This window comes from bacterium (assembly GCA_016699125.1).
In the GTDB taxonomy this organism is placed as follows: Bacteria; Babelota; Babeliae; order Babelales; family Vermiphilaceae; genus AWTP1-30.
Genome location: CP064961.1, coordinates 979,401 through 994,696, shown reverse-complemented (window position 1 = coordinate 994,696; position 15,296 = coordinate 979,401). Strand labels below are relative to the sequence as shown.

At 35.7% G+C, this 15,296-nt stretch carries 12 protein-coding genes and 1 pseudogene; 8 read left to right on the top strand and 5 right to left on the bottom strand.

Annotated features, from left to right (window positions below):
• Positions 1–28: 28 nt before the first annotated feature.
• From IPG37_04760 to IPG37_04730, 7 genes are all read left to right on the top strand, one after another.
• Positions 29–1,540, top strand: a complete 1,512-nt coding sequence (locus IPG37_04760) for a hypothetical protein (GenBank protein QQR53733.1) — start codon at positions 29–31, stop codon at positions 1,538–1,540.
• Positions 1,541–1,612: 72 nt separating this feature from the next.
• Positions 1,613–2,800 (top strand): M23 family metallopeptidase, encoded by a 1,188-nt coding sequence (locus IPG37_04755; protein QQR53732.1) that lies wholly within the window; start codon positions 1,613–1,615, stop codon positions 2,798–2,800.
• 39 nt (positions 2,801–2,839) lie between these two features.
• Positions 2,840–3,361, top strand: a complete 522-nt coding sequence (locus IPG37_04750; GenBank protein QQR53731.1) for a hypothetical protein — start codon at positions 2,840–2,842, stop codon at positions 3,359–3,361.
• Positions 3,362–3,457: 96 nt separating this feature from the next.
• The gene (locus IPG37_04745) at positions 3,458–6,199 is read left to right on the top strand and encodes a hypothetical protein (protein ID QQR53730.1); all 2,742 of its coding nucleotides are present in this window, start codon (positions 3,458–3,460) and stop codon (positions 6,197–6,199) included.
• 9 nt (positions 6,200–6,208) lie between these two features.
• Positions 6,209–7,450, top strand: a complete 1,242-nt coding sequence (locus IPG37_04740) for a hypothetical protein (protein QQR53729.1) — start codon at positions 6,209–6,211, stop codon at positions 7,448–7,450.
• Between the two features lie 12 nt (positions 7,451–7,462).
• Positions 7,463–8,242 carry a prolipoprotein diacylglyceryl transferase gene (locus IPG37_04735; protein QQR53728.1) on the top strand — a complete coding sequence of 260 codons (780 nt, stop codon included), beginning with the start codon at positions 7,463–7,465 and terminating at the stop codon, positions 8,240–8,242.
• Positions 8,242–9,231 carry a hypothetical protein gene (locus IPG37_04730; protein QQR53727.1) on the top strand — a complete coding sequence of 330 codons (990 nt, stop codon included), beginning with the start codon at positions 8,242–8,244 and terminating at the stop codon, positions 9,229–9,231. The genes IPG37_04735 and IPG37_04730 overlap by 1 nt, the downstream gene beginning before the upstream one ends.
• A 54-nt stretch (positions 9,232–9,285) precedes the next feature.
• Here the strand turns inward: IPG37_04730 and IPG37_04725 are convergent, their stop codons facing one another.
• Together IPG37_04725 and IPG37_04720 are read right to left on the bottom strand one after the other, a co-directional pair.
• Positions 9,286–9,741: a hypothetical protein gene (locus IPG37_04725; protein ID QQR53726.1), complete on the bottom strand. Its 456-nt coding sequence runs from the start codon at positions 9,739–9,741 to the stop codon at positions 9,286–9,288.
• Positions 9,742–9,843: 102 nt separating this feature from the next.
• Positions 9,844–10,314: a MerR family transcriptional regulator gene (locus IPG37_04720; protein QQR53725.1), complete on the bottom strand. Its 471-nt coding sequence runs from the start codon at positions 10,312–10,314 to the stop codon at positions 9,844–9,846.
• Positions 10,315–10,500: 186 nt separating this feature from the next.
• Here IPG37_04720 and IPG37_04715 point away from each other — a divergent pair.
• A pseudogene (locus tag IPG37_04715) lies at positions 10,501–11,269 on the top strand (IS5 family transposase).
• Positions 11,270–11,392: 123 nt separating this feature from the next.
• Here IPG37_04715 and IPG37_04710 read toward each other — a convergent pair.
• The 3 genes from IPG37_04710 to mutL all read right to left on the bottom strand — a co-directional run bounded on the left by IPG37_04710 (position 11,393) and on the right by mutL (position 15,183).
• Entirely contained in the window at positions 11,393–12,298 is a 906-nt protein-coding gene (locus tag IPG37_04710; protein QQR53724.1) for a hypothetical protein, read from the bottom strand.
• A gap of 11 nt (positions 12,299–12,309) precedes the next feature.
• A complete protein-coding gene (locus IPG37_04705) occupies positions 12,310–13,203 on the bottom strand; it encodes a hypothetical protein (GenBank protein QQR53723.1) in 894 nt (297 codons plus the stop codon).
• A 66-nt stretch (positions 13,204–13,269) separates the two neighbouring features.
• Complete coding sequence (mutL, locus tag IPG37_04700; protein QQR53722.1) at positions 13,270–15,183, bottom strand: DNA mismatch repair endonuclease MutL; 1,914 nt, start codon at positions 15,181–15,183, stop codon at positions 13,270–13,272.
• Positions 15,184–15,296: the final 113 nt, after the last annotated feature.

Here is a 15,296-nt window from a genome sequence, read left to right as displayed (position 1 = left end):
AAAACAGTTTTAATCAAGAAAATTCAGTATGTATAAAAAGATTTTTTATAGTCAATCATGGGTAGTCTGTACGATCGTTTATTTTACGATTTCTGTTGTAGCAAATGCTTCTGAAATAGTTTTGTCTGTGCAAGATTCAGCAAATATGCCGTCTGATCACGTTGTACCTACATTTCAATCCTGTGTAGGCCGTGCAAAGATTATAGAGCTTGAGTTTCTACCAGTTCTTTTAAATCATAATAAAGATGGTATCAAACAAGTACTGGGTGAGACGTATGAGCTTGTAGCTGATTTCGATGCGCTTTTAAGTGAAAAAAAAGATAAAGAAGGTGTTCCTTTATTATTGAAAAAGCCTGAATCTGCAGCTAAAATCGCACATAACTTGAGGAATATCTTGTATAATGCTGTTGAAGCGTCTGATTATGCGAATAGCTCTGGCAGGAATTATGGTATTTTGGAAGATGAGCAGATAATGAAAACAACAGAAAACATTATTGGATGTACGAATCAGCTGGTGGTGGCCCACTTTGTGCCTCTTTTTCAATTTTTACATAAAAACTATTACCAAGTGATTAAAAATGCTAAGAAAAATCAGAATACTATTAAAGAGCAGAATGAGCTTGACAAATATTTTTTGCCGTTTTCATATTTTTATGGTTTGATTGAAAATGCATTACATAAGGATAAGATACCTGAGAATATGACTGATTTCATGGAGTTATATACTTACTTTAAAAAGAGGAGTGCGCAGGAGAAGTTGTTAAATTTGTATTTTATTAGTCAGATTGAAACACAGTCTGCAATAGTCCAAGAAAGTCTACGGCATGACTTTAATATATTTACAGCAAGTAGGCATCTAGTTGATAATCATACAGGAATGGCAATTGAACTCATTCAAAAAAAGAATAAACAGAATCCTTACCAAATGCAAAGAATGACGCATTTTCACAATGTTGTAAAGCACGAGCTGGCTTTTCGGGATAAAGGGTTTGATATGAAAAATGAGATTTATACAGTTTCTCCTGAAAGATTAAAAAATAAGCCGGATGATGAAAAAGCTATCTTTTTATATGTTTTAAAACAGTTGAACCGCAACAATGATTATTTTCCGAGTCTACTTGGAAAAAACCAGTTTTTTAAGCAAAGAGATTATGAGCAGTTCTCCTATGAGCTTGTAGATTCTTTATATAAAAAATATGAAGAATCAAAAAACAATCCGGATGTTTTTTCCCCTCGTGACAGAATTGCTTTGTCGTATCTTTTGCGAACTGTTACTTCTGTTGATTTAAGCAATAAACGGTGGTGGGACGACAGATTTTTTTCTTTTATACGTCCGAATAGATCATCTGTTTTTAATTATAATGCAACTGATTATCAATATAAAATTAATGCGCTATCATGTTGGCATCTTGTTTTAACCAAGCAGGATTATAAAGACACAGATCAAAGGTTTTTGAAAAATCTTAAGATGGATCATTTCTGTATCTTTCATAACGGTTTATTGCGAAAAGATGAATCATTTTTTAAAAACAAATTTTAAGAAAGTAATTTTTATTTTTTGTACAGGATGTCTGGAGTTTTTATTTTGTAGTGAATAGAAAAGGAGTTGGTGGTGAAAATCAGGCATGTGATGTGGCCGTTGTTATTTTTATTTTTTGTCTTGGTTAGCCGCTTCATTTATTATTATTTTTTTGACAAACAAGCCCCGTTGTTAGTGCTTACCGGTATTACCGTTGGTGCTTCGTATGCTGGTGATGTTAACTGTTCACTCCTTTTGAATAAAAAATCTAAAGTTACTATGTGGCTTGACATGGTTTTGATTGCAGATAAACATCTTGTGCCTGCTTCTGATATACATAATTTTATTATCCCTACCAAAACGATGGGTAATGGAAAGCACAATCTTAAGGTGGAAGCTATAGATACAACTTTTGCGCAAAACAAAACAGTTGTTGATTATCCTTTTATTGTTGATAATCAACCATTGAATGGTGTGTTTATAGGTTTTGAAGAGATACATAAAGTTTTTCAAGGTAGAACGATTCATGTACAAATACAGTTTAACAAGTTGGTCAGTAGCGTCGTAGCTCGTTTTTTATCTCAAACATATGATTGTTTTCAAGAGTCAAATCATTCAATGGTCTATGAAACCTTTATTCCAGTTCAATGTGAGGAAAACCCTAATGAATATCTCTTAACAGTTGAAGCAGTAGATGCTGTTGGTAATACGTTGACTTTAGAAACTAAGATTCAAATCGTTCTGTTTCCTTTCAAAAAACATACACTTGCTGTCTCTGAAGAAAAGATGAAAAAAGAGGAAGAGCTTGTTGAAAGTGAGAAAGATTTAGGATTATTATTGGAAGATTTAACCAACCGATCACCAAAACAGAAGTTATGGAAGGGGGTCTTTTGTACCCCTATTGATATTGTACGAACGACTTGTGATTTTGGTACTATACGTACTACTCAGCGCAAGGGTCGTTATGCTCATAAAGCAGTCGATGTTATCAATGCGCCCCGTTCTGTGGTATGGGCTCCTCAAGACGGCGTTGTGGTGGTAAAAGAAAGATTTTTGTACTCGGGCAATACGATTGTTATTGATCATGGTTATGGAATCTTATCACTGTTTGGGCACCTAGATGATTTTGCAAAAATTAATGTAGGCGATGCGGTGAAAAAAGGGAGTCCAATTGGAACATTAGGAAAAACTGGATATGCCAGTGGTTATCATTTGCACTGGGAGATGAGAGTTGGAAATGTGCCTGTTGATCCTATGCAATGGACAAAGCCTAATTTTTAAATAGACTCGATACGGTATTTTTAAATTCGAAATGTGGCGATGCTACAATATAATTATATTGAGAAGGTGAGAAAGTGTGCATTGTATGATTTTTTACTTGTTTCTTACCTTATTTTCGCTTTTCTGGCGATTTATTTTTTTCATCTGTATTTACACAACGGTTTACAACTATACAAAGGCAGTAATAATGAGATTAAGGTTGCTGAGCTTGCAAAACAACATATGTTGAAGGAGTTGCAGTCTCAAGAACGCAAAGAAGTGAAGTATGAAAGTCTGCCTGTTGCCGTTGCGTCGTCTGAAAAAGTACAAAGGTATCTTGATAGTATCATGCGGTTTGTAAGTGATAGTAACGGAAAAATCAATACTTTGAAGATTCAGAAACATGCAAAAAAGGGAAAGAAGCGGTCAATTTTTTTCAATATTTTGCTGCCAAAAGCAAAAATGGTTTTGTTCTTTACAGCATTAAAAAATGATCTTAATCAGGATGTCGTTTGTCTTTCCTGTGATTGCGTTTTTAGTAGTGAAAAAGAGGTTGCTATTACGTGTACATTGGAATGTTAAATGAGTTATCGCTTTTGTGATGAGTCAAAATATTAAAATTGCTCAACAGAAAAATGTAGCATATACTCATTTTGAATGAGTATAAAAAGGAATAATGTGAGGATTTTGATATTTTTGAACAGCCTGTTTTTTTGTACGTCGCTTTTTGCAGCTAAAATTGTGATAGGAGATGGCACGAGTAGTGCGGCAACATTTTCTTTTCCTGTAAAACATTTTGCTTACCTTTCTTTAAATGATTATCTTTTGTGCGCTGCCGATACATCTATGAATGGGCTTGATCAGGCAAAAGATTTTGCGGTATCGCTTTTGTTGCCAGGATCACTTAAATTTCAGCCTTTAGCTCCTATTAAAACCACCCTGAACATTACCAGTGTACAGCAAGATAATCCTTTGTATGATGCGGGGTTTACTGCGTTAACTAGCATGTTTTCATTTGGTCAACGGTTGCCAGTCTTTTTGAAAAAAGATGGCACAAGAGTTTTTATGTTTGAATCATTGCAAACAGATCCTGCGTCCATTGTGGTGAGTAATGCGATTTGTGATGCGTCCGGAACCGAAGGAGTGAGTATTAAACAGCTTGCTGCAGATGATAATGGGCATATTTTTACGTACGTTGATGCAGATACTAGTGTTGCTGGTAATACCGGTTCTGGTATTGCTGTTATTTTGCGAGGAATAAAAAAAGTAGAGGAGACACAGATACGTTTTTTTCAGCAAGTGAACGCACTCACCGGTGCGGTAGATAGTATCCGTGCTCAACCATGTGATATTCATAGTAGTTTTTTACAGTTCAATAACAATGTGCTTGCTTGGTTGAATTGTAAAGTTATGTTTTGGGATGCTGAATTAGAACGATTATATGTTGGGTTTCAGGGCATTAGTGGTACCGAGTCTGATGGCGGCGTACGTACTGTTTGTGTAGGTAGAATAGAGGGACATAAGCTTGTGCTTGATGAACTTGTGACTGAGGCTGTGTTTGATGCTAGTCATAATGATTTATTAATAGGAAAAAAAGGGCAATCGGTTGAGACTGGTATTATTGATTTGACCGTGATGCATACAACTGGTAACACCAGTTATCTGGTTGTTCGTGGTCTTGGCAACACTGTTGCTGATATCCGGGTTTTTCCATTAGTTCAAAGTTCCATTGCTGCAGATCAAGGAAAAATAGCTTCAAAAAACAGTTCTGTAGATAAAGTGTTCGTTGAAGGAATAAAAGACATTCAGTATCACCAGAAAACAGTAGTCCCATCGGTTGCTCAGTTACCCGGTGACCTATTTTTGTCTACTGACAAAGCAGCAAAAGTTGGACGAAATGTTGTATTGCCTGGCACAATTCTGTCGATGTGGACAGAAGGTGATGCTGTGTGCGTTACTATTGAGAACGACGGAGATCCAAGATTTAATGGAATCTGGCGTACTCAAGCTGTTATTGATAGTTCTGGTAAAATTATTGGGTGGACTGATTGGCAGGCAGTGCTGTTACAGGAAGAGCCTATTGTTTTTTTTGCAACAAATCCTAAAACAGGAAATAGTCTTTTTGCAACTACCATTAATGGTGGTACGCAGACCTTAATACGAAAAACTGAGTGGTTATCAGCGCTCTCTGAAAACAGTACTATGACCGCAGTTGGTAAGTTTATACAAAAATACCATGCAGATTTGGAAAGCAATATACAAAAAACGGTTGTTTTGCAAGCATCTTTACCAGGCATGGTTACATCAGATATTTGTGCGGTCTTGGGTAACAATTCAGTGGTTTTATATCGTTTAAATAGACGTGATCAGGTATCAGGTGCTCTGTTTCCCTTGCAAGCGGATGATTTCAGTTCTTTTGATGTTTATGCTGAGGGGCGCATTGACCAACCTATTATTTCTAATGCGATAGCTATCCATGGTGGAGCGTTATCGGAAATTGGATTATTAACAGATATTGTAATTACTTATGATAGTAGTAGTCAAAATGCATGGTTAACAGTAAGTGGTACTGCTGGCATTGCAGTTTTAGCAGATGACAATGGAAATGGATGGAATAGTGCAACTGGTATTGGTACAATGTTTTCAGGTATCCATGTTCCAATGAGTTTTAAAAAGATAAGTGATCAACCCACTTTAAAACTGGCATCATCAGACGGTTTTTTATTTTGCCTCAACAATAATGTACTTAATCGCATGGAATTAAATCCTCATGCGATTAATACTGGAAATTTTAATCCTGTAAGGTTGGCAGAAAAGGATAGCTTGGTGTTTGACCGATCAGTTTTCTTTACCGAGCTTTTTATTAATGGTCCGTTAGTATTGCTAGGTACAACAGCAGGCTTGTTCCAGAATCGCATTAATACGTCTGCTTCAACTATGCAGGAGGGTGAGTTTACCTCGCTTTTATTACCCGAAGCAGTCCAATCTATTAACTCGATCAACGGTTCAGATTCACTTTTGACTGATAGTTTTGGGGTGGTTTATATTGTGTCTTCTGATTCTAGTTTGAATACGAGCAGAATCAACAGGCTGTTTTTAAATACCAATGGTACATTGGTGAATCAAGTTATGGTTTCAGTTTTTACTGATGGACGTTTACAGTCCACCTTGTCTCATCTGCTTGATTTTGGGACAAAGGTTCGTTTTTGTAAAACGAATGGGTATCTTTGGTTGAATAGTCTTGTTCGAGAACTTTTTTTTATAGCGCCGCAACTAGCAAGTGGTTATAATCAGTTCTTGGGATTAACTCATCATTTGCTTCCATTAACTTTAACACCAGAGGTTACTGGCTTATTTGCAATCAAAGGTCATGGGGGTTGGTTGATTACTGATTCATCTACTATGTATGTTAATCAATAGGAGTAAAAGATGAAAAGGAAAACTATTTTTTTGCTGATAACAAGTTTTTTTAATCCTTTTTATGGTATGTATTTTTATCAGCCCTTCAATGATGCACTTCTGTTATCAAGGGAGATCCCAGATAAGGCTGATTTTTCGTTTCTAGCTGCAGGTGGATTTACCAAAGCAAAGCAGTTTAATTATGACGGGCATTCGGTGTCGTCACCATTTCGTTTATGGTATCACACAGAAAACACACTCAAAATGCTTGAGGGGTTGTCGGCAGTGGCACCTGAAACACAATTTTTAAATTCGCTTAATGCGGATGATGATGGTGTTCGTGGGCATATGTTGCTTGATGGTGATTTTCGATTAAAAGCCGCAGTGTGTATGAGTGCGCAGTTACGATTAGCTGAACAGTTTTCTTTTCTTTTATTCATACCTTGGTATCAGACTGAACTTGTCAATATTGCAATGACCGATTTAACGCAATCAAATAATCTTGGTGATCGGCAGGTAAAAGATCGGCTTACAAAACAGATAAGCAGTGTTTTAAGTGAATATGGAAACCTTAGTTTGACCGAATGGATATCTCAAGGAGTTGGTGATATTGGGTGTTATGTGAAATGGGAGAATGATTTTGTGCAGTATAAACCATTTTTGAAAAATGTGTTTTTGCAGATTCGTGTTGGTTTACAGCTACCGACTGCACACACCGTTTCACTTCACCGTCTTTTAAGCCATTCATTTGGAAATAATGGGGCAACTGGATTGCCATTTGGAGCACAGTTGAAATTGAGGTTAGGGACCTATTTTTTATGCGGATTTGATGTTGAGTTGACACATCTTTTTAATCGCACCGTAACACAACGCATTAAAACTGCAGTAGAACAAAGTGAGCTGTTTTTATTAAAAAAATCAGATGTACACATTGATTTTGGTATGAATCAGTCGGTGATGTTATTTGGAAAGTTTTTATATGAACAACGGGGTCTTGATTTTACTTTTGCGTATCAATATTTCAAGCATGGTGATGATCAGATTACGTTAAATAATAGTTTATATAATCAGTCGATTGCTAACAATGCGCGGTATCTGCAGGAAAAGACTGCGCATCATCTGTTGCTTGATGGGCGTTGCAGTATTGAAAAATTATGCAATCGTCAATGGTCTGTGCAGCCTACTGTTAACTGTTTTTTTAAACTACCTTTCAATGGATCTAATATTGTTTTAACACCTATGGTTGGTGCCGGTTTTCAGATTATGTTTTAGGAGCGATTAAACATGGTGCCGGTATTAGTTCCTCTTTTTGGATCATTTGCCATCCATGCGTATGGTCTTTGTATTGTGGTGGGTTTTATTTTTTTTGTCTATTTTTTACTGCGTGATAGCCGTTATGCTTCTTTGTATTCAGAAGATTTTTTAATCAATATACTTGTATTAAACACCTTGAGTGCACTCGTTGGTGGACGAATTTTATATCTAGTATCTGAAGATGAAGTCATTGAATCCTGGTTCGATATTTTTGCTTTTTGGCAAGGAGGGCTTTCGGTTTTAGGAAGTATTATGAGCATATGTCTAACGATCGTTACAGTATTTTACTTTTACAAAAAACCCGTATTGCCCTTTTTAGATATCGCTGCAACGTATGCTCCGTTGTTGCAGTCAGTGGGACGATTAGGATGTTTTTTTGCTGGCTGTTGCCATGGTTTTTATTTTACAGGCTGTTGCCATGTACTATACACCGATGGTAATTCACTTGCGCCTCTGTGCGTTCCGCTTTTTCCTTCACAGCTATTGAGTTCTTTCTTATTGTTTATTTTGTTTCTTTTTTTATATTTTTTATCCAAAAAAACGGTGTTACAAAATGGAATATTCTTTTTTTTGTATCTATTTTTTGCATCATCTGAAAGATTTTTTACCGATTTTTTTCGCGGAGATAGAGGTAAAATATATGCATTATTTTCTTTTAATCAAATTATTTCAATATTTTTAATGACATTTGCTTTAGTTATGTTATTTTATTTTTGGTGTTTTAAAAAAACTGGGAATGAAAAATCGTAATGCATCTACGTTGCTTGTTAATTTTTATCTTTACTTTTCAGCTTTCCGGGATGGTTGAGAATCAGATTGTGTCAGGTTTTATGCAAAATGCTTCTCAGATTGTTGGAAATACAGTAGCTCAGGTATTTACAAATGTAGTAATATCTGGTGGGAAAGCTTTTTATAACAGCAATGTAACTCGATCTGGGTTGCATGTTTTAGGGGAAGCTGCATACCATTTAGCTTACAGTTATTTTAAAACTCCTACGTGGCAAACGTCAAGCTCTGCAAATCTGTGGTTGGGATCTTCTGTGTTTTCGGCTTGTCAGGTATCAAATAGTTTGCCTTTGTTGGGTTTTAATCTATTATATGCTTGTGTTTATAAACCTTTTTTCAATAATCCAGAAAATCATCATTTGCCTGATCAACGATTGATACCAATGTGTATGTTATTATGGCGATTTACCAAAACAGTGTTAATAAGTAAGCTAATTACTAGAGTCAATTTTCTTAAAAATGATGATCATGAAATAGAGATTCCACATATCTATACTCATATTCTAAAATATTATAAAAAAAAGTGGTTCGATGGTACCAGCCCGATTTCTTGCTCTGATTCAGGGACCAAATCTTACACGGGTGGAAGCTTGATGGATGAAAACAGAAACACAGATCGAAAAAATGAATCTATTTGTGTTTGCAATATTACTTGTGCACTTCTAATATCAGGTTTTTTATTGCTCCTGTTTCGCAAAACATCGTTTTTGAATTGTATGGCTGAATACCCAACCCTTGGATCATTATGTGCAAAGGATCCATTTTTCTATACGATGATAGATATATTATTGCCAATTGGTCTTTCAATGATTGCAAAAAAACATCCTCAATATGTTATGTTGAACGAAGTAACTAGTTCATATTTGTATTTTTCTCAGTCCATACACCTTGTCATGGTAATTATTTTGTGTAGCCTTCAGAAAACATACATGTCTGAAAATAATAGTCTTTAAACCTTATAGTGAGCTTACTTTTAAAGGCGTATCTTTAACGTACGTCCTTCTTTTTTAATGCATTATTTCATCGACCGGTTTCCATTTTTTGATAAACTCTTTCATCAGCGTCTCTTTTGCGTTTGCATAGGGATCTTTGTCAAGGGTTTTGAATGTGCTATTCATGGTGTCGATCATAAGGTCATCCTGTTTTGCCAATGAATCTATCTGATGAACGAAGGTGTCAAGATGAACTGTTTTATTTTTTTTTGTGTTACTTGCTATGGAATCGTATAAAAAGTCTTCCAACGTGTGAAAAAATTCTATAATCTGAGTTTCTGGTTGTTTTTTTAAATCGTCCGCTAAATCATCATGTGTTAAGGTTTTTTCGATCTGACTTTTAAGCCCATGCTTTAATGCCTTATTGATAATCTGTCTAAATTTCTGTTCTTCGTGAGTAATTAACCATTTGAGAAGCAAAAGTAGTTCATACGAAAGGTTGAGCTTAGTATTTTGGTTTTGTGAATTCATTATTGCTCCTCTATGAATGAAAACATACAATTCATTATGTAGTATTGTATTACATAAAAATTATTGCATAAAAAAAGATTTTAACAATAAACTACCATATTATTAGTCTTCATAATCTATTTTCCATTGATCAGCTGCTTCTTCCGGCACAGACAAACTGTCTTTTTTTTCAGCCATTGAGTATTGTTTTAATTTTAATGAGTCATTTTTAAGGGTACTAATACGTTTTGCAGCTTTTTGAAAAAGTTCTTGTGCCTGTATCCGTTCTTTATCAAGTTGATCGTTCGTATTTTCAAATAACTTATTCATATCATCTTGCATCTTTTTAATCTGTTTTTTCAGCTTTAAAATCATCTCAACACCGGCAAGGTTGATTCCTAGTTCGTGTGTTAGATAGATAACCTCTTCCAGTCGATCAATATCCTCTTCAGAAAAAAGCCTTGTATTCCCAGAGGATCGTTTCGGGTTAATGAGCCCTTCACGTTCATATAGGCGCACAGTCTGTTGGTGGATTGAAAACATTTTTGCAACAGCTGATATTGAAAAATACCCTTTTTTTCTATTAACTTTCATACTGTCCTTTGAGCTTTATATTTCAATTTTTTAATATATATATAATACAAAGCTTTTTCAGTATAACATGTTCAAAAAATATTAGTTACAGTTTTTTAGAAAATGTATTCATGGAAAAAAATTGTGATATACTGAAAGTATCTGTGATATGAAAAAGTGATATAAACAAAGCAAGATGGAATAAACATGAGATATCCAAGCGACGTAAGCGATAGTGAATGGGAAGTAATAGCACACAATTTTACTTGTGGCAACTATGGTAACAGAAAGAAATACAGCAAAAGAGAGCTTGTGAATGCTGTGTTTTATATTATCAAAACTGGTTGTCAATGGCGTATGCTGCCAAAAGATTTTCCACCGTATTCGACAGTACATTCATTTTATCGTAGATGCAGACTGAAGGGCATATGGGAAAAAATTATGAATGAACTGGTCACAGCCTGTCGAATCAAGGCTGTGAGAAATGCCGATCCCAGTTATAGTATTATTGATTCACAAAGTGTCAAAACTACCAGTGCAGCAGAAAAAAAAGGCATTGATGGCGGAAAAAAAAATAAAGGGTCGTAAGCGGCACATTGTAGTTGATACGCAAGGCCATCTGCTACACATCCAAGTGCATGAAGCAAATACACATGATACAGTCGCTGGATGCAAAGTTTTTGAAGAAGCATTGCAAAAATACCCTAGTTTACAAGGCGTTTGTGCTGATGCCGGTTACAGAAAAACGATGGAGGAATTTGTGAAAAATATATTGAACAAAATTATAGAAATATCAGAACGCATCACTCCAGGATGGGCTGTGCTTGCAAAGCGGTGGGTTGTTGAAAGAACCTTCGCTTGGCTCAATAACTTTAGAAGGTTGTCTAAAGATTATGAAATCGTAGTCACGGTAGCAGAAAATATGGTCATGATTGCCCATTCCATGCTTCTTTTGCGACGGTTATGTCGTCCATGAATACTGGTTCTTAGATGTCCTTTTTATGGCAGCGTTTTGTTTCTACGAAGAGCTTGCACGAGTTTTATCTAAGACGATTAAGTAAAACAAAATGATACGAGCTCGTCCTTTATATTTCAAAGCTTAAACTCTCATGATAGAATAAGGATAAATAATTTCTAATTCTTGAGGTGTTGCCTGTAACATCGACTCTAAAATATCATCAAAATCATCATTGTTTTTAATAATATTTTTTTTTAAAAGATTCTTAATATATTCTAACGCTGAAGAAGTTGTTTTATTCACTGACATAATATTTTTGTTTTCTAGATACAACAACCTCGAAGAATCATAGGTAATTTTATCTAAAAGTTCTTCTGTGTTTGTTTGAGCTCCCTCAGAAAGAGTTGAGCCATGAAAATTACCAAATGGAGGAAACTGTTCCCAATCATTTTTTATTGTAACTTGTAAGCTTGGTAAAAATTCATTTAAAACACTATACTCTTTCTCTAGCAAAGCTATAAGTCTGGTTATATTTGTATGACTTTCAGAAAGCTGCATAAATGTATTTATAATTTCAATATATTTCTTAACAAACTTATCGATTTCATCATGTCTTTCTTTAGATTGTGATAGGCTGCCTGCATTATTTAAAAGATTAGGATAAGTTAACCTTATAAAGTCTGCTTCTAACAATGGCTGTTTTAGCTTTTTTAAAACAGTATAAATATCATTTTTCCCAATCATCCTGCTTATAATGAATAAAAAAGCACTATCAAGTTCTTGACTGCTAAATTTTTTTAAAAAGAATGGCTCCATTTCTTCTGTCCATACCTTTTGATCAAGTTTTTCATCAAAAAACTGTTCTATATTATTTGCTATATATTTGTAAATTAAAACTGGATCATCATTTTTCAAAACAGGCTCTCTATTTCCCCAACGATCAGCGTCAGTTTCAATCTCAAATGCTTCCTGCATCATGCGTAAAGTTACTATTCCATTTGTAATGTTTTCAAAGGCCTTATCAACTGTATTATGAATAATGCTCATCTGTGTAGTTATTAATAATTCAAGTGACTCCATATATTTTTTAGTTCAAGGTCAAGCCTATTTGTTAACAACCTAAATGTATTTTCCAAAGAAACAATGTTTGGCCCCTCAATATGTTTCACGCTCTGTTTTTCTTCTATATATTCAGGTTTTTGCAATGCAGGATTTATAATGTTTAAATACGAATCATGTTTAGCTGGATATAAGATTTTTGTAAGCCATGTTCGATTTATCTTATTTTCCCTAAAAAAAAGCGTACCAATCTGCTTATCAAAAGTTCCCTTTTCAAAATAAAAATACGGCGTGTGCCCCCTATTAAGGAGTGGTTGCGTCGCATCAAAAATTTTTTTACGCCACTGACATGCAGCAAGCTTTTTTGTATAATCACAATATTTGCTATCCTTTTCATAAGAATGATATATTTCCCATTCGGATGAAGCAATGTATAAGTTCATTGCCCACCATTGATTATAAAAAATAGGGGTATTCGAATCACTCGTTAAAATTGAAAAATAATTGTGCTGATGATCATAATACGGTTTTTCTTTAAATTTTTCTTGCAACACCCTGAACCTTCCATGTATGCCAAATAAAAGTCGTTTTGGATATTCTAAATTATGCTTTTCGAGTATCGTCTTAAAAACTAACAGATTAATTTTAACTGATTGTTCACTATTTTTTATGCCTGATACCCACTTATCATTTATAAAACCATTCCATGCTTCGATAAATGGTTTATTAATACTAAACTCTTGGGTATCGTACGCAATGTACAAATCAGTATCATTAATTCTATAGTTTTTTATATCTGTAAAATTTACTGGTGCATGCAAATTGACTTTTTGCTTCATGCAATTAATAGGCACTGCAAAGAGACATACGAGTATTGTTAAAATACTTTTCATTTCCAAACTCCTTGTTTTGATAACTGAATATTTTGTATTGCAATTATAAGAACCAATTTTAAGGTTCTACACTTTTCTTTTAAACTTTTTTTCTAATTCATTTTTCGTAATCGTCCACCCCGTTGGTCTGCCATGCGGACAGGAAAAACAGTCTTTTGTGCTACGCAGATCTTTTAATAGCTGATTTACAAAATGCGTATCCAGTTTATATCCCGCTTTTACTGCAGCTTTACATGCAATTTGAGCATGCAAATTGTAGGTCACTGTGTATAAAAAATCTTTTTCTTCGATTTGTTCATCTTTTTCAATCAGTGTAATAAACTCATGTACCAGTTCATCCAGATTTGCATCTTTCAGATAGACTGGCATCGCCTTGATCAGAAGTTGTTGCGTATCAAACGGCTCTGCAATAATCGCCTGCTGTTCCAACAGATGCAAAAAAGGTACCAAAAGCTCAAGCTTTGCTTCACTCAGATGTATCGTATGCGCAAAAAGCAGTGCAACCGGTTCAGGTTTTTGAGCGGCATCATGGAGCCGTTCAAATAAAACTCGTTCGTGTGCGGCATGTTGGTCGACAATAAAAAGCTCGTCAGCACGTTCTATCAAAAGATAGGTATCAAACAGCTGTCCTACAAAACGTTGGCTAGTCAACTGCAGATCAAACGTATCATTATGCAAAAGATGTGACTGTTTTAAATCTGCCTGTTCAGCAGAATCTGTTTTTAGAATATCAAAAAATGGTTCAGTGTGTGTCGCAGCTTCTGTTCTATTTTCCCGCATACCTGGTTGATTATCCGTATTTGATTCAAAACCAGATTCTTGAGAACTTTCATGGCCTGATTGCGACGAAATTGTATGCCCAAACGAAGGCATTACATCTGCCTCAAAACGAGCCGATTGCTCAAACGGTTTATAAGCAAACGGTGATCGTGGTTCAGATGAGTTCTGCAGAGCAGAAAATGGCGCATAACCGATTTTTTGTGACATCTGATCTGAAAAAAGCTCTGTAACGGTTGATTCAATCGCACTTTCAACCATTTTCGGATGCGCAAACACAACCTCCTCTTTTCGCGGATGCGTGTTGATATCAACGAGCTTTTTATCGATCGTAATGATAATAACACCTGCAGGGAATTTGCCTGCAGGAATGACCTGTTTGCAGCCTTTGATAAACGCGCCTGCAAGTCCAAAATTTTTCACCCATCGTCCATTCACAAAACTGAAAATAAGCGAACGGTCATAGGTACCAAACTGATGATGCGTGATATACCCTTTTATTGAAAAACCTTTTGCAGTAAACACTTTCTCAAACGCAATCAGGCCCGATTGTTCAAAACTGGATGGCAAAATCTGTAACAGCCGCATTTTTATATCTGTCGTAGCCGTTGCATTTAAAATCAAAACATCATCTGCATACAGCTTAAAAGCAACCTGCTCATGCGACAAAGCAAACGCATGCACAAGACTGACAATATGCCGCTGTTCCGTCTGGTCGCTTTTGCAGAATTTTAATCGTGCAGGCGTGTTATAAAAAAGATCGGCAACCAAAACATCGGTACCCTGATTGCCTGCAGCCTCTTGGGAGGAGATAATGCCGTTTTCAACCGTTACTTTGCATGCATAAGACGCATCAGCTGTCCGCGTGACAAGCGTCACTTTACTCACCGCCGCAATACTTGGCAATGCCTCGCCACGAAATCCAAAAGTATCAATGGTAGATAGTTCGTCCACCGAGCGAATTTTACTCGTTGCATGCTTCTCAAAACAGAACTGCGCATCGTCAGGATCCATGCCTTTGCCGTTATCCAGAACACGAATTAACGTTTTGCCACCCTGTTTGATATGGATGGTAATCTCCGTTGCACCAGCATCCAACGCATTTTCAATAAGCTCTTTTGCCACACTGGCCGGCCGTTCGACCACCTGGCCTGCGGCGATCTTGTGAATCTCGTGTAATGGAAGTTTTTGAATGATCGACATGAGAACCCAAGCTGTTAATTGAAATAGGCATACACTGCAGGTAACAGTATAAAGTATACGAGGATAAACGCAAATTGACTAAAAAGGTATTTTGTATAAAATAAAAGCATATA